Source organism: Lysinibacillus irui (assembly GCF_028877475.1).
GTDB lineage: Bacteria > Bacillota > Bacilli > Bacillales_A > Planococcaceae > Lysinibacillus > Lysinibacillus irui.
In genome coordinates this window covers 2510657-2525513 of record NZ_CP113527.1, presented here as the reverse complement: position 1 = coordinate 2525513, position 14857 = coordinate 2510657, and the positions used below count along the sequence as shown (strand labels likewise).

The window sequence follows — 14857 nt, the reverse complement described above, 5'->3', positions numbered from 1 at the left end:
GTAACCACCTTACTCTTTTAAGCCTTTACCAAGTCCTTTTAAGAAATGGACCCCGAAATTAAGTGCGCGATTGACATCTGGATCATTTAACATTTTTACGAGCTTAAAGGCACTTACTTTTTCATCGGACTCCAGTGCTTTGTTCGCTTCATCGACACCAGCGTTTAGGCCTTCAATTAGCTTTGTTGTTGTTTCAGGATTGAGGTCTGTCAATGCGCCTGCGACACCCATTAAATTGTTAATGATATTTGTGACTGGCTTGCGTGTTAATTGCCCAAGGGCAATATGAGCCACTTCCTCTTTTGCTTCTAATAGCTTAGTAGCTGCCTCTAATGCACCTATATCTTTTAATTCAGCCATAATGGTGAATACTTGATTGACTGCTTCTTCATGATCAGAAAGTAGTTGTTTTAAATTGTCTAATTTCTGTTCCTTCAGTTGTTCTTCTGTTAATTGTTGTTTTCTTATGTTTGTAATCGGTACAGCCATGCTCTCACTCTCTTTCGTTAGTAGTTGTTAAGTGAACGTAGCCAGGACGATTCCATTTCCGTTGTACCTCCACACCGTTTTGAGGATGACGTTTTTTATAGCGTGGATTTGTGCGTGGAAGTGGTGATTTTCCTTTTGCTTTTAACACTTCTACGCGTACCTTTGTTTGCTTATAGGCTGGTGTGGATGTATTCACATCTGCTGCAGGGCCCGTTAAGAAGTTGATGGCTGAATCTTTGCTTACCGAGTTCATTGGTAAAAATAATTCATTTCCTTGCACCCGATCTGTGACAAGAGCATTTAGCTTTAATGCACCATATGGAGACACTAATCGCAGTAGGGCGCCATCTGCAATGCCTCGTTCTTTCGCTAATTCTGGTGACACTTCCACGAAAATTTCAGGTACCTTCGATTGAATACCTTTCGATTTATTTGTTAGGTTCCCCTCATGGAAGTGCTCAAGCATACGACCATTGTTAATAAGACAATCATACTGTGCCTCAAACTCAACAGGTTGTACCCAATCATTTAAAGCAAAGCGAGCTTTTTTATCTGGGAAGTTAAAGCCATCTTCATATAATAAAGGTGTATCTTTTCCATCATGACTACCCCAACAGAAGCTACCCCAGCCTTCTAGAACATCATAGTTGGCTTGAGAGAATAGGGGAGACAAGCTAGCCATTTCATCAAAAATGTCACTTGGGTGGTTATATTGCCAATCTGCACCTAAACGACGAGCAACTGCTTGAAGAATTTCCCAATCGGCTTTTGATTCACCAAGTGTTGGTAAAGCTTGATATAGACGCTGCACGCGACGTTCCGTGTTCGTGAATGTACCTTCTTTTTCTAATGAAGGCGCAGCGGGTAATATGACATCCGCATATTGTGCTGTTCGTGAAAGGAAACAATCTTGAACCACAAAAAAGTCTAGTTGTGACAGCACCTCATCGACATGGTTGGCATTACAGTCTACAAGCGCCATATCCTCACCTACTAAATACATCGCTTTCATTTTCCCTTCCATGATCGCATCTAGCATTTGCATATTATTTCGACCTGGTTGTGATTGAATAGGGACACCATAGGCTTTTTCAAATTTTGCACGTGCCTCGTCATCCGTTACTTTTTGATAGCCTGGCAATAAATTTGGTAGTGTACCCATATCGCATGCACCTTGAACATTGTTATGACCACGAAGAGGGTAGGCACCTGCACCTGGTCGACGATAGTTACCAGTTGCTAATAATAGATTCGATATAGCGGCTGATGTATAAGAGCCACCTGTATTTTGTGTTACACCCATACCCCAAAGAACACAAGTGCCATCTGCATCACGAATCATTTCAGCAACCTGAATCAATGTTTCTTTAGAAATACCTGTCATTTCTTGTGCGTAATCGAGTGTGTATTTTTCCAGTACTTGTGTAAAATCACTAAAATGAAGGACGTTTTCTCGAATAAAGGCCTCATCGTGCCAACCTTGATCGATCATATATTTAGTAACAGCCATTAACCAAACTTGGTCAGTACCTTGTTTCGGACGCATAAAGATATCTGATCGTTCTGCCATTTCATGTTTACGAATATCCGCAACTATTAACTTCTGACCATGTAATTTATGTGCACGTTTCACACGTGTCGCCAGAACGGGATGTCCTTCAGCAGGGTTAGCGCCAACAATAATGACAAGACCAGCTTTGGCAATATCTTGAATAGTACCAGCGTCACCACCCATACCAACAGTACGTAATAAACCGTCAGTAGCAGGGGATTGACAATAGCGAGAACAGTTATCCACGTCGTTTGTTTCGAATAATTGACGCGCCATTTTTTGAATTAAGTAATTTTCCTCGTTCGTAATTTTAGACGAAGAAATAAAGCCAACAGAACCAGGGCCATATTGTTGCTGAATACCGCCGAGCTTAGAGGCAATTAAATCTAGTGCTTCATCCCATGACGATTCAACAAACTCTTCATTTTTACGGATAAGTGGTTTTGTAATACGCTCCTCTGAATTAATGAAGTCCCAGCCGAATTTACCTTTGACACAAGTAGAAATGGCATTAACTGGACCATCAGATGGTTGTACTTTTAAAATTTTACGTCCTTTTGTCCAAACTTCAAATGAGCAACCGACACCACAGAACGTGCAGACTGTTTTTGTTTTTTTAGTACGTTTACTGCGCATGGCTGCTTCAACTTCAGAAACGGCAAAAATACCACTATAGCCAGGTTCAACTTCCTTAATCAAATGAATCATGGGGTCCAACATATCCTGTTTAAGACCTGTCATAAATCCAGCTTCTCCAAGCATCGATTTTTCCATTAAGGCATTACATGGACAAACGGTTACACATTGACCGCAACTTACACAGGAAGAATCATTGATTGCAACACCCGTATCCCAAATAACGCGTGGTCTTTCAGCCTCCCAATCAAGAGATAATGTTTCGTTTACCTGTAAATTTTGACAAACCTCCACACATTGACCACAAGCAATACATTGGTTGGGATCGTAGCGGTAAAACGGATGTGACATGTCTACCTCATGAGGTTCAACTTTTGGCTTATAAGGATATTTCTGATGTTCGATTTCCATTAATTCAGCTGTGTTGTGTAACGCGCAATTCCCATTGTTGTTATCACAAACTGTACAGTACAATAAATGGTTTTCGAGTAGACGGTCCATTGCTTCTGTTTGTGCTGCTTTTGCTTTGTCTGAAGTTAAGTAAACATCCATGCCGTCTACTGCCTTTGTGGAGCAGGATCGAACTAATTGGCCATTGACCTCTACGATACATGTATCACATGTTTCAATTGGATCAACAGCTGGTACATGACATATTTGAGGATGTGGGATGTCATGTTGATTAATGGTATCAAGGATTGTAGCTCCTTCTTTTACATCATACGATACGCCATTAATTTTAATTTGAGTCAAGGTTACTTCCTCCTTTTGCACGTTGAGACTACTAGACAATATGTTACGCTTAAGACAAAAGGGAATAACAATTAGAGTTGGTTATTTCTGAAAAGTTTGTCTTGTTATCATTGTAATTCCCAATGGTTCTTAAAAGCTACCTCAAAATAGGTAAATTGCTAGATCGTAACAACTTAGCAAAGTCTTTGTTGTGAAAAAATAAAAAAATCCACCATGAAATCGCACGTCTAAGACATGCTAATGATTCATGGTGGATAAAATTCTTAGCAGGCCTTGCTAAAAACTCAATCTACTTTTATTTTTATACAATAGAATTCAAATATTAAAAACACTATGCTTTATATGACATAGGGAACAAAATACATCAATTCCATTTGTGATATAAATGATTATAGCCCTTTCCTTCAAAATGAACAATATTTATCATAAAATTTATTAAATGAGAATTGTTATCAAGAAATATTTTCTCTTTTATTTTTTTTCATGTTGCTATATCATTAACAAACTGTAAGGGTGACCCTCATCTCAATTTACTAAAAAATGTTAAAATACGATAGGAGAATCATTGCTATGTCTAAAAAAGTACATGAATTTAATGACATGATTCGAAAGTTGCGTAAGGAATTATTCGGTAAAGGACCAGAGCGTATCCATACCGTTTTTGTTGAAAATATGGCTGTATCTACTTTGTATGGAAATATTACCCCAACAGAAAAATTCATTGCCAGTACACCTGAAGGGTTAAAAATGGTACATGCTGCAAGAACAAGTATGATTCAAGATTTATATACGCAATCACCGCCAGAGGGAATGGAAGAATTGATGGGCAGTAAATTGCTTCACTTATTTTCAGATATAAAAATCGAAGAGGATTTTGCGATTTCCGTCTTTGTTTTTGAAAAGAACATCAGTGAGTAGGGGGAATGCCTGATGGATCGAGCGGTAACACGAAAAATTGTCCGTGTGGAAGGGCAGCAAGTAAAAGAAATAGATGATTTGATTGTCTCAGAATACGCTGTTACAGTAAAAATTAATCAGCAAGAATTTGTTACGATGGTGTGTACACCAGAGTATGTGGAAGATATGGTCATCGGTTATTTAGCTTCGGAGCGAGTTATTCGTAGCTATGAGGATATTGAGGAAATTTGGCATCAAGAGAAGGAAGGCTTTGTCCATATAAAAACTAAGCATGTCAATCCCTATTATCAGCAGACGCAAAACAAACGTTATATTACCTCTTGCTGTGGTATGAGTCGACAGGGCTTTGTGTTTACCAATGATGCATTAGTAGCGAAAAAAATGGAAGACGTTCATGTGCAAATAACAACAGAGGATTGCTTCCGTTTAATGCATGCGATGCAGGATGGGGCTGATATTTTTAAGAAAACAGGTGGTGTGCATAATGCCGCACTTTGTGATGTCCATGGCATCGTTTTAACCCGTATGGATATTGGACGACATAATGCTTTAGATAAAATTTACGGCTATTGTCTTCGCCATCATATTCGTATGCAAGATAAGGTTATCGTCTTTAGTGGGCGAATATCGTCGGAGATTCTTTTGAAAGTATCCAAAATTGGCTGTGAAATCGTTTTATCTAAATCAGCACCAACAGAATTAGCCTTGCAATTGGCCGAACAGCTAGGTATTACAACAGTGGGCTTTATTCGCCAGGATTCATTGAATATTTATACACATCCACAACGCATCCTATTACCAACTCAGAATGCACTGAAAGAAGGAGATTAGATGACGGATCTACAAGACCAACTTCACAGACCGTTAAGAGATTTAAGAATATCCGTGACAGATCGCTGTAATTTTCGCTGTCGCTATTGTATGCCAGCAGAAGTGTTTGGTCCAGATTACGCATTTTTACCGTCTGATAAAATATTAAATTTTGACGAGATTGAACGTTTAGTAAAAATTTTTGTGTCGTTAGGCGTTAAAAAGATACGTATTACAGGTGGAGAGCCACTGCTCAGACGGGATTTACCCGAATTAATCGCACGAATTAACCACATAGACGGTGTAGAAGATATTGCCTTAACAACAAATGGTTCATTATTAAAAAAATATGCCCAGCCACTGGCAAAGGCAGGATTATCCCGAGTTTCAATTAGTTTAGATTCACTCAATGATGAACGTTTTTTCGAGATGAATGGCCATCGAGGAAAGGTATTAACGGTGTTAGAGGGAATTGAAAAGGCAGCAGAAGCGGGTTTACAAGTAAAGATAAATATGGTTGTTCAAAAAGGCAAGAATGATCAAGATATTGTCACAATGGCTCAATTTTTTAAAGAAAAACAGCATATTCTACGCTTTATTGAATATATGGACGTAGGTAATTCGAATGGTTGGCGATTAGATGATGTAGTATCTAAAAAAGACATCATTGAGCAAATTCATTCGTTTTCTCCGATACAGCCAGTAGCTCCAAATTACAAAGGGGAAGTAGCAACGCGTTATCAGTATCAAGACGCACAGGGGGAAATTGGTGTCATCTCATCTGTGACGGATTCCTTCTGTTCCACATGTTCTCGTGCGCGTCTCTCTGCAGAAGGAACATTATACACTTGTTTATTTGCTACAGAAGGTACAGATTTAAGAGATTTATTGCGTTCAGGGCAAAATGATGCGGCCATTATGGACTGTATTACAACTGTTTGGACAAAAAGAAATGATCGCTATTCTGATGAACGCAATGAACAAACAATGGCAAAGAGGAAACATGCAAAAATCGAAATGTCTCATATAGGAGGGTAGAGCATAAAACAGAAAAAATCGGCAAAATGATGCCGAATTTTTCTGTTTATTTATGCACAAAAGTGCCACTTTTTCCACCTGTTTTTTCAACAAGGTAGGTTTCTTTAATGACCATTGTTTTATCAACGGCTTTACACATATCATAAAAAGTTAATGCAGCAATTGACACAGCAGTAAGGGCTTCCATTTCAACACCTGTTTTCCCGCTACATTTAACAGTAGCTTGAATATGGAGCTCATAGCCATGTTCTGCTTTTTCATAGTCAAATTGGAAATCTGTGCCTTGAAGCATGATGGGATGGCACATAGGAATGATATCGGCCGTTTTTTTTGCACCCATAATCCCTGCAATTTGAGCAACTTGTGTCGGATCACCTTTTTTAATGCCACCTTGTTGAATGGCTTCATAGACGGCATCAGATAAAGTAATCGTACTGCGAGCAATGGCTATACGTGTTGTGACTTCTTTTGCTGATATATCGACCATTTTGGGACGACCTTCCTCGTTCCAGTGTGTGAAATTATTCATTGTTAGACTCCTTTTTACTAGTTTGTGACCAATCTTGTTGGGCATTGATATTGATAAATGTTAGGCAATTGTCCTCAAAAGGGACATAGCAAACACGAACTTGCTCTAACAGCACTTTCATACTGCGTTTGTTTTGCTCCGTTAACTGTTGCGCCTTTGGTAAAGCAGTGCGCCGATATAATGCAGCTAATGGTTGATCGCGTTGGGCTTGTCTAGGAACAATAGCATCATATTCGTCATTAATTTTACTAAGCATTTTCTCAATAAAATCTGCATTCATATAAGGCATATCGCTCGCTACAACAAAGAACCATTCTACATCAGGATTGGCTTTCATTAAATGGTGCAGGGCAAAAAGAGGTCCTTGATGTGGCTGCTCTTCGATAACCCATTGGACATCTTCCTGCTCAAACATCTGTTGTAGGTGTGCGTTCGTAGCAATGATGAGAGGATCTAGCTGATTTTTTTGTAAGGCTATGAGACTATGTTTATATAAAGGCTGCCCAGCAAACAGTTCAAACATTTTAGGCTGACCATAGCGAGAGGATAGCCCGCCAGCTAACACAACACCTGCTATTTTCATAAGCGATTCAACTCACCGACAAAATGTTGGACTGTTGGAACAATAAGCTTTGTCATAGCTAGTGTCACTGCATTGGTGGAACCGGGTAATACATAGATAGCTGTTTGCTGACGGCTACCAGCTGTTGCCCGACTAAACATTGCTTTTGGACCAATTTCTTCAAAACTAAGTGTTCGAAACAACTCACCAAATCCCATCATTTCCTTTTCAAAAAGCGGCAGAATGGTGTCATAGGTTTGGTCTCTTGGTGTAAATCCTGTTCCACCTGTGACAATAACGGTATTGATTGTCGGATCACTGCACCAATTCTTCACATGCATGGCGATATCCTGTGGTTCATCCTTTGTTAGTTGATAGTCTCTTACTTCAAATGTAGCTTCTTGAAGCAAGGATTGAATACGCTGACCTGCATGATCATCTGCCTTTGTGCGTGTGTCACTAACGGTTAAAATTGCAACTTGAATGGGTTGCTGGTGATGTGTGGGATGCACAGTAAAAGACCTCCTTCATTCGTGTTTTACTGAAAAACATTGCTTTTATTATAATGCTATAAAGCAAAAGGTCAAACGAAAATTCATAGAAAGAAAGGCCCCATTGTTATGCAAAATAGATATTCTAGACAACAATTATTTAATTCTATCGGACAAGCAGGGCAGCAGTCCATCCAGCAAAAACATGTCCTCATTATAGGTGCGGGTGCATTGGGAAGTGCTAGTGCAGAAGCTCTTGTCCGTGCTGGTGTTGGTAAGCTGACGCTCATTGATCGTGATTATGTAGAATGGAGTAATTTACAAAGACAGCAATTATATACAGAACAAGATGCACAGGAAAAATTACCGAAAGTGATTGCTGCCAAAACAAGGCTCCAAAGTATCAACAAAGAGGTAGATATTCATGTCGCCATAATGGATGCTTGTACAGAGTCACTTCTGCCATTATTAGTAGGTGTCGATGTCATGGTTGATGCAACAGATAATTTTGATGTCCGCTTTGTGATGAATGATCTTGCACAAAAGCATCGAATTCCATGGGTGTATGGCTCTTGTGTTGGTAGCTATGGTGCGACCTATACGATTGTACCAGGTACAACACCTTGTTTGCATTGCTTGTTAAAGGTTATGCCCCATACAGGAATGACGTGTGATACGGTAGGAATTATTAGTCCAACAGTTCAGATCGTTGCTGCCTATCAAGTAGCAGAGGTTTTAAAGCTACTCGTTGGTGATGAAAAGGCCTTACGAAAAAGCTATTTAACATTTGATGTTTGGCAAAATCAACATTATGAAATCAATGTGGAAAAAATAAGGCAGGAGGATTGTCCCTCTTGTGGTAGCAAACCAATCTATCCTTATTTATCCTATGAAAATCAAACGAAATTAGAGATTCTTTGTGGACGAGATGCAGTACAAATACGACCTCCGAAGCCGATTTATTATCAGTTGGAGCAGCTAGCCAACCAGCTTCGTCCCTACGGTGAAATTCAAAAAAATCCTTACTTGCTATCATGTCAAGCCGAGGATTATCGAATCGTTATTTTTCAAGATGGTCGTGTCGTTATACATGGAATACAAGATATACAAAAAGCTAAAAGCATTTACTATCGTTTATTAGGTTAAAGGAGTGTACCGAATGGTAGAAAAAAGACAACCAATTCCTGTGGCAGAAGCTGTTCATCGTGTAATGGATTATGCCTTTCAAGCAAAAAAGGAGCTTGTGCCATTAACGCACGTTCATGGACGTTTTATAGCAGAAGCTATTCGAGCTGACCATGATGTACCTGCCTTCGATCGTTCCCCTTATGATGGATATGCTATTCGTTCTATTGATAGCCGAGAAGCTTCCTCGCAGCAACCAGTCCGTTTTCAGGTCGTTGGGGAAATTGGTGCAGGCTATGTCTATGACGAGGTTGTTGGCGAACGACAAGCTGTCCGTATTATGACAGGTGCGCCTATACCACAAGGGTGTGATGTAGTTGTGATGCTGGAATTAACGTATACGTTTGAGGAAAATGACCAAAAGTATATGTCAATTAAACGGTCATTTGAGGCGGGTACCAATATATCCTACAAGGGAGAAGATGTGCAGCAAGGTGCCATCCTCATTGAACGAGGGCAATATATTAACCCAGGAGTCATGGCCTTACTCGCTACTTTTGGTTATGAGCAAGTGCCTGTTTATCGTAGACCTGTCATTGGTGTGATTGCTACTGGTAGCGAATTACTAGAGCCAGGTGAACCTTTACAGCCTGGTAAAATTCGAAATAGTAATGCGTATATGATGATGGCTCAAATTGAACGTGCTGGCGCAGAAGTAAAATATTTCGGCAAATTAAGCGATGATCTCAATTTATGTATTGAGCATGTGGAAAAAGCCTTACAGGAAGTCGATGTTCTCATTACAACGGGTGGCGTTTCTGTAGGTGATTATGATTACTTACCAGCCATTTATGAAGCGATCGATGCAAAGGTATTGTTTAATAAAATAGCAATGCGCCCAGGTAGTGTGACAACGGTAGCGGCTCGCAGGGGACAATTACTATTTGGACTTTCTGGTAATCCTTCAGCTTGCTATGTAGGCTTTGAGCTATTTGTACGCCCAATTATTCGTACTGCATGTGGCAATCAAAAACCACATTTACGTCGAGAGCAAGCGATTTTAGGAGCAGATTTTACAAAGCCTAATCCATTTACACGCTTCGTACGAGCGAGTGCCTACTATGAAAAAGGTCAGTTAGTTGCTGTCCCATCTGGGTTTGATAAATCAAGTGCGGTGTCATCTTTAGCGACAGCCAATGCTTTTATCGTTTTACCGGGTGGCTCACGGGGCTATGAAAAAGGGATGTCAGTAGCAGTCCTATTGTTAGAAGATAAACAAGGAAGTGAGTGGCCTTGGGACAAAATCGAAAAATCCTACAGATAGTTGGCTATCAAAATAGTGGAAAGACGACATTAATGGAGCAACTGATCAAGCAAGCTACAGCAGCAGGACTACGAGTAGGGACCATTAAGCATCATGGACATGGTGGAGTACCACACGTAGATGCTTCGAAGGATAGTGGTCGTCATGAGAAGGCGGGAGCAGATGTCACGGCAGTTGCGGGAGCAGGTACTTTACGGATGAGTATTCACCAAAATCATTGGCATCTGGCTGAAATACTAGAAATGTATGCATCCTTTCCACTGGATGTCATTCTAATTGAAGGCTATAAAAAAGAACATTATCCGAAGATCGTGCTCTTACGAACAGCACAGGATGAAGCTTTACTACAACAAGTTTCTAATATTATTTGTGTGCTCTATTGGCCAAGCTATCCACTTGATTCGTCACTAGCTATTCCAGCCTTTTCAATTCATGAAGAAGCACAGTATATGAAGTTTTTATGGAAGGAAATGAGGAAACCATCATGACGTCAGCATTATTTGAAATTATTGATAAACCTATTGATGTAGAGGAAGTAAGACAAAAAGTACTTAATCGAAATGCTGGGGCTATTACACTTTTCATTGGCACCGTGCGTGAAATGACGAATGGTAAAAAAACATTGCATTTAGAGTATCAAGCCTATCCTGCTATGGCAATTAAAATGTTTGAACAGATTGCAAAGGAAATACAAGAACAATGGTCAGAAGTGAAAGTGGCCATCACCCATCGTGTAGGTCATTTAGCTATTTCGGATATCGCTGTAGTCATTGCTGTTTCATCACCACATCGTAAAGTGGCCTATAGGGCGAATGAATATGCGATTGACCGCATAAAGCAAATTGTGCCGATATGGAAAAAAGAACATTGGGAGGACGGGACTGAATGGATTGGCGATCAATTAGAAAATGTCCCTTATCCGCAAGGAAAACCTGCCATTCAGGAGGAGGAAAAGTGTGATTAATATTTTATTATTTGCTCACTTACAGGAAGTAGTTGGGAAATCGAAGCTCACGGTAGAGCTCTCAGATGTGTCGGTTGCTCAATTGAAAGAGTGGATGGAACAGCAGTATCCGGAGCTATCATTACAACAAATGATGACAGCCATTAACGAGGAATTTGCGACAGATACAACGATTATCAACTCGGGTGACACGATCGCTTTTATACCACCAATCAGTGGGGGGTGACTGAAAAGAGGTAGTTGGTTGTAACCAACTACCTCTTTTATACTTTCAGGAGATGAATGCTAAGAAGCATAATAAAAGAAATGGCAACCATACACAAAACCCATGTCCAGGCAAGTGTCATGTTCCCTGAATCAAGCGCCATATAAATTGCAAGTGGGGTTGTTTGTGTCTTCCCTGGAATATTTCCCGCAAACATTAGAGTTGCTCCAAACTCACCCAAAGCTCTTGTAAAACTTAAAATTCCACCAGATACTAGTGACTTTAATGCGAGGGGAATGGACACATATAGAAAGACCTGCCATTCATTTGCGCCATCCATACGTGCCGCGTTTTCGATATCTTTTTCAACAGAGGCAAAGCCAGTTTTAGCGGACTGATACATTAATGGAAAAGCGACGATTGTAGAAGCAATGACGGCTGCCCACCAAGTGAACATGACTGGCTGATCAAAAAGCCACACAATTAAATTGCCTAGCATACTATTTTTTCCGAACAAAACAATAAGCAGGAAACCTACTACAGTAGGGGGTAAAACAAGTGGCAGCAATAACAAGGTTTCAAGCACTACTTTACCTTTAAAATGACGTGTAGCCATCCATTTGCCTATTAGAATACCTGCTACTATCGCCATTATTCCTGCGACAAAGGCAATCTCTATCGAAAGCTTGAGCGGAGACCAGAAATCAACGCTCATCTTTATTGGACTCCTTTAAATCCATATTTTTTAAAGACACTTATGGCCTCATCCGTCTGTAAAAATTGATAAAAATTTTCCGCCTCGTTAGTATGCTTACTAGCTTTTAGGACACCTACAGGATAAATAATCGGCGCGTGCATACCCTGATCCGCAGTGGCAACGATATCGACTTTATCGGAGACAAGGGCATCTGTTCGATAAACGATTCCAGCATCCACATTTTCTGTTTCGGTATAAGTAAGGACTTGCCGCACATCTTTTGTGTAGACCACTTTCGATTCAAGTAGATCCCAAAGCTGCATATTTTTTAATGTGTCCACACCATACTGCCCAGCAGGTACGGTTTCGGGTGTACCAAGCGCTAATTTCCCTGCTTGCTGTAGATCTTCAAAGGAATGAATTTGTTTCGCATTATGTTTAGGAACGACTAATACTAATTCGTTTGCTAATAAATTGATTCCTTGCTGTCGATCAATCATTCCTTCTTCTACAAGGGTATCGAATTTATCCTCTGCTGCTGACAAGAAAAGATCTACAGGAGCACCCTGTAAAATTTGTTGTTGCAATGCACCTGAACCACCAAAGTTAAAGTGGATTTTGATGGATTCATGTTCTTTTTCATAAATTGTTTGAAGTTCTTTTAAGGCATCCTGTAAACTAGCTGCCGCAGAAATTGTTAATTCAACAGGATTATTTGCTGAGACCTCATTTTCTTGGCTACTACAGCCAGCTAATAGACCTCCTAGTATAAACACTGTTGCAAAGAAACTATAAAAGTATTTTCTCATGATGATGGTACTCCTTTTATAACTCGTTATAACAAGACATAACCAATTATAATAAGACATAAGTAAAAAGGAAAGATAGGATTGCTAGAAAACTTCAAGATGTTCATCAGACAATAAATACGTTACCATGTAAAAAGAGGCTTATAGGAGGAGAACTTTTACATGTCACAAGAACAATCCTATACGATTGAAGAAGTCGCACAATTATTAAAGGTTTCAAAATTAACAGTTTATGATTTGGTGAAAAAAGGAGATTTGCCCGTTTTCCGTGTCGGCCGGCAAATGCGGGTAGATCGTATGGACTTGCAAGCCTATATTCAAAAACGTAAAACAGGTACAACTCAAAAAGTGCCCGTGCCAAAGATAGGCAATCAAGCAAAACAATATCCTAAAATTATTATTAGTGGACAGGATTTAGTGTTGGATTTATTAGCAAAATATATTGAGAAAAGACAATCGATTAAAGTATTACGTTCCCATGAAGGTAGCTTTAATGGTGTCATGGCGTTGTATAACGGAGAATGTGATATTGCGAGTTTACATATGTTTGATGGTGATACAGGAGACTATAATACACCCTATGTAAAAAAGATTTTTGTGAGCCATCCTTTCATACTTTTCAATGTCATTTCACGTCGAGCAGGTTTCTATGTTCAAAAAGGAAATCCGTTGCAACTTCAATCATTTGAAGATTTTAAGACTACAGCGTGTAAGCTAATCAATCGTGAGAAGGGCTCGGGTGCTCGGACTTTATTAGATGAACAATTGCGAATTCACCACATCTCACCATCCACTATTGAGGGGTACCATAACGAAGAAATGAGTCATCTTGATGTTGCCTCTGCTGTAGCAAATGGTCATGCAGATGTTGGAATAGGAATTGAAAAAATGGCTAAGCTCATTAATGTCGATTTTATACCTGTAGTAACAGAGCGTTATGACATTGTGTTATTCAAATCACCTGAAAATCAACCATTAATTGATCTAGTGAAGGAAATTTTGACTGCACCAGATTTTCAGGCGGAAGTGGCTGCTTTAGGAGATTATGATATTTCACAGATGGGTCAAGTCATGTATGAAACGTTGTAATCTAAAATTTTTCATTGAGTTTCCCTACAACATCGATTACAATTTTACTGGGAAATTGTATGGTCGTTGTGTTATTCCTACATTGCTCAACGTCAACACAATTTCTATATAATACATGGTGAGATGGATAAATTAGTAGATAAAACTGCTTAGATATTAGCCCGCCATAAAATAGTTTGCGATTTATATGCGCAACTATTTTATGGTGGGCTTTTTATATAGGCTAAAAAATAGGAGTTGAAACATGTGACTTGGTCAGTTTTACACATCATTGGTATTATTGCATACGCGATTAGCGGAGCATTTGTGGCTTTACAGGCCAACTATTCGTTTATTGGTATATTTGTGCTTGGTCTAACAACCTCTTACGGAGGTTCCATCATTCGCAACGTTGTCCTTGATATACCTGTGTCAGATATATGGGAGCGTCATTCCTTACTCGTTGTCCTCATCACGCTAACGACCCTTTTATTTATCAAAAGGGATTGGATACATCACTGGAACCGATGGGGATATTTCTTTGATTCGATTGGCCTTGCTTCTTTTGCTATACAAGGAGGGTTATTAGCAAAAAGCTTGAATCATGATCTAGGCATCATTATCATCGCTTCGATGTTTACAGGTGTGGGGGGAGGAATGATTCGTGATTTATTAGCTGGTCGAACGCCACTTGCATTAAGAGAAGAAATACATGCCGTATTGACTTTTTTATGTGCTCTTTGCATATGGGCACGGTGGAGCAGCCCTCTTGAGTTGTCGATAATCGTTATTGCCATCGTGCTCATTCGAATGTTATCTGTAAATAATAAATTAAAATGGGAGCGTCCTTTTAAACAATCTCACTAGCATGATGTGAAGTGGTGATA

At 39.6% G+C, this 14857-nt stretch carries 17 protein-coding genes; 10 read left to right on the top strand and 7 right to left on the bottom strand.

The window, feature by feature from the left end; all coding sequences use genetic code 11:
- Positions 1 to 9 precede the first annotated feature (9 nt).
- Together OU989_RS12830 and fdhF are read right to left on the bottom strand one after the other, a co-directional pair.
- Positions 10 to 489, bottom strand: a complete 480-nt coding sequence (locus tag OU989_RS12830; protein WP_274793432.1) for a helical membrane plugin domain-containing protein — start codon at positions 487 to 489, stop codon at positions 10 to 12.
- A gap of 4 nt (positions 490 to 493) precedes the next feature.
- A complete protein-coding gene (gene fdhF, locus OU989_RS12825) occupies positions 494 to 3430 on the bottom strand; it encodes a formate dehydrogenase subunit alpha (RefSeq protein ID WP_274793431.1) in 2937 nt (978 codons plus the stop codon).
- Between the two features lie 570 nt (positions 3431 to 4000).
- On the opposite strand from fdhF, the gene OU989_RS12820 reads away from it, so the two are divergent.
- From OU989_RS12820 to moaA, 3 genes are read left to right on the top strand one after another with little or no spacing between them, the layout of a single operon-like run.
- Entirely contained in the window at positions 4001 to 4348 is a 348-nt protein-coding gene (locus OU989_RS12820; protein ID WP_274793430.1) for a Na-translocating system protein MpsC family protein, read from the top strand.
- Positions 4349 to 4360: 12 nt separating this feature from the next.
- Positions 4361 to 5179: a formate dehydrogenase accessory sulfurtransferase FdhD gene (gene fdhD / locus OU989_RS12815; protein ID WP_274793429.1), complete on the top strand. Its 819-nt coding sequence runs from the start codon at positions 4361 to 4363 to the stop codon at positions 5177 to 5179.
- Positions 5180 to 6196 carry a GTP 3',8-cyclase MoaA gene (moaA, locus tag OU989_RS12810; protein ID WP_274793428.1) on the top strand — a complete coding sequence of 339 codons (1017 nt, stop codon included), beginning with the start codon at positions 5180 to 5182 and terminating at the stop codon, positions 6194 to 6196.
- A gap of 46 nt (positions 6197 to 6242) precedes the next feature.
- Here the strand turns inward: moaA and moaC are convergent, their stop codons facing one another.
- From moaC to OU989_RS12795, 3 genes are read right to left on the bottom strand one after another with little or no spacing between them, the layout of a single operon-like run.
- Positions 6243 to 6725: a cyclic pyranopterin monophosphate synthase MoaC gene (gene moaC, locus OU989_RS12805; RefSeq protein WP_274793427.1), complete on the bottom strand. Its 483-nt coding sequence runs from the start codon at positions 6723 to 6725 to the stop codon at positions 6243 to 6245.
- On the bottom strand, positions 6718 to 7308 hold the full coding sequence (mobA, locus tag OU989_RS12800) for a molybdenum cofactor guanylyltransferase (protein ID WP_274793426.1): 591 nt from the start codon (positions 7306 to 7308) through the stop codon (positions 6718 to 6720). Before mobA ends, moaC begins: the two co-directional genes overlap by 8 nt.
- On the bottom strand, positions 7305 to 7799 hold the full coding sequence (locus OU989_RS12795) for a MogA/MoaB family molybdenum cofactor biosynthesis protein (protein WP_274793425.1): 495 nt from the start codon (positions 7797 to 7799) through the stop codon (positions 7305 to 7307). The genes mobA and OU989_RS12795 overlap by 4 nt, the downstream gene beginning before the upstream one ends.
- Positions 7800 to 7907: 108 nt before the next feature.
- On the opposite strand from OU989_RS12795, the gene OU989_RS12790 reads away from it, so the two are divergent.
- The 5 genes from OU989_RS12790 to moaD are packed head-to-tail and all read left to right on the top strand — an operon-like array spanning position 7908 to position 11417.
- Positions 7908 to 8924, top strand: a complete 1017-nt coding sequence (locus OU989_RS12790) for a thiazole biosynthesis adenylyltransferase ThiF (RefSeq protein ID WP_274793424.1) — start codon at positions 7908 to 7910, stop codon at positions 8922 to 8924.
- A 13-nt stretch (positions 8925 to 8937) separates the two neighbouring features.
- Positions 8938 to 10227, top strand: coding sequence for a molybdopterin molybdotransferase MoeA (locus tag OU989_RS12785; protein WP_274793423.1), 1290 nt, complete (start codon positions 8938 to 8940; stop codon positions 10225 to 10227).
- The gene (gene mobB / locus OU989_RS12780; protein ID WP_274793422.1) at positions 10191 to 10715 is read left to right on the top strand and encodes a molybdopterin-guanine dinucleotide biosynthesis protein B; all 525 of its coding nucleotides are present in this window, start codon (positions 10191 to 10193) and stop codon (positions 10713 to 10715) included. The genes OU989_RS12785 and mobB overlap by 37 nt, the downstream gene beginning before the upstream one ends.
- Positions 10712 to 11191 carry a molybdenum cofactor biosynthesis protein MoaE gene (locus OU989_RS12775; RefSeq protein ID WP_274793421.1) on the top strand — a complete coding sequence of 160 codons (480 nt, stop codon included), beginning with the start codon at positions 10712 to 10714 and terminating at the stop codon, positions 11189 to 11191. Before mobB ends, OU989_RS12775 begins: the two co-directional genes overlap by 4 nt.
- Positions 11184 to 11417, top strand: a complete 234-nt coding sequence (gene moaD / locus OU989_RS12770; RefSeq protein WP_274793420.1) for a molybdopterin converting factor subunit 1 — start codon at positions 11184 to 11186, stop codon at positions 11415 to 11417. The genes OU989_RS12775 and moaD overlap by 8 nt, the downstream gene beginning before the upstream one ends.
- 37 nt (positions 11418 to 11454) lie before the next feature.
- Here moaD and modB read toward each other — a convergent pair whose 3' ends face one another.
- Entirely contained in the window at positions 11455 to 12111 is a 657-nt protein-coding gene (modB, locus tag OU989_RS12765) for a molybdate ABC transporter permease subunit (protein ID WP_274793419.1), read from the bottom strand.
- 2 nt (positions 12112 to 12113) lie between these two features.
- Positions 12114 to 12902, bottom strand: a complete 789-nt coding sequence (gene modA / locus OU989_RS12760; protein ID WP_274793418.1) for a molybdate ABC transporter substrate-binding protein — start codon at positions 12900 to 12902, stop codon at positions 12114 to 12116.
- Between the two features lie 162 nt (positions 12903 to 13064).
- Between modA and OU989_RS12755 the strand changes: the two genes are divergently transcribed.
- Together OU989_RS12755 and OU989_RS12750 are read left to right on the top strand one after the other, a co-directional pair.
- The gene (locus tag OU989_RS12755) at positions 13065 to 13991 is read left to right on the top strand and encodes a helix-turn-helix transcriptional regulator (RefSeq protein ID WP_274793417.1); all 927 of its coding nucleotides are present in this window, start codon (positions 13065 to 13067) and stop codon (positions 13989 to 13991) included.
- A 246-nt stretch (positions 13992 to 14237) separates the two neighbouring features.
- Entirely contained in the window at positions 14238 to 14837 is a 600-nt protein-coding gene (locus OU989_RS12750; protein ID WP_274793416.1) for a trimeric intracellular cation channel family protein, read from the top strand.
- Positions 14838 to 14857 lie beyond the last annotated feature (20 nt).

Coding starts and splice junctions, on each gene's coding strand:
- moaC (WP_274793427.1), bottom strand. CDS start 6,725: ATGAATAATTTCACACACTGGAACGAGGAAGGTCGTCCCAAAATGGTC.
- OU989_RS12775 (WP_274793421.1), top strand. CDS start 10,712: ATGACGTCAGCATTATTTGAAATTATTGATAAACCTATTGATGTAGAG.
- fdhD (WP_274793429.1), top strand. CDS start 4,361: ATGGATCGAGCGGTAACACGAAAAATTGTCCGTGTGGAAGGGCAGCAA.
- OU989_RS12790 (WP_274793424.1), top strand. CDS start 7,908: ATGCAAAATAGATATTCTAGACAACAATTATTTAATTCTATCGGACAA.
- OU989_RS12820 (WP_274793430.1), top strand. CDS start 4,001: ATGTCTAAAAAAGTACATGAATTTAATGACATGATTCGAAAGTTGCGT.
- OU989_RS12755 (WP_274793417.1), top strand. CDS start 13,065: ATGTCACAAGAACAATCCTATACGATTGAAGAAGTCGCACAATTATTA.
- modB (WP_274793419.1), bottom strand. CDS start 12,111: ATGAGCGTTGATTTCTGGTCTCCGCTCAAGCTTTCGATAGAGATTGCC.
- moaA (WP_274793428.1), top strand. CDS start 5,180: ATGACGGATCTACAAGACCAACTTCACAGACCGTTAAGAGATTTAAGA.
- OU989_RS12830 (WP_274793432.1), bottom strand. CDS start 489: ATGGCTGTACCGATTACAAACATAAGAAAACAACAATTAACAGAAGAA.
- mobA (WP_274793426.1), bottom strand. CDS start 7,308: ATGAAAATAGCAGGTGTTGTGTTAGCTGGCGGGCTATCCTCTCGCTAT.
- modA (WP_274793418.1), bottom strand. CDS start 12,902: ATGAGAAAATACTTTTATAGTTTCTTTGCAACAGTGTTTATACTAGGA.
- OU989_RS12785 (WP_274793423.1), top strand. CDS start 8,938: ATGGTAGAAAAAAGACAACCAATTCCTGTGGCAGAAGCTGTTCATCGT.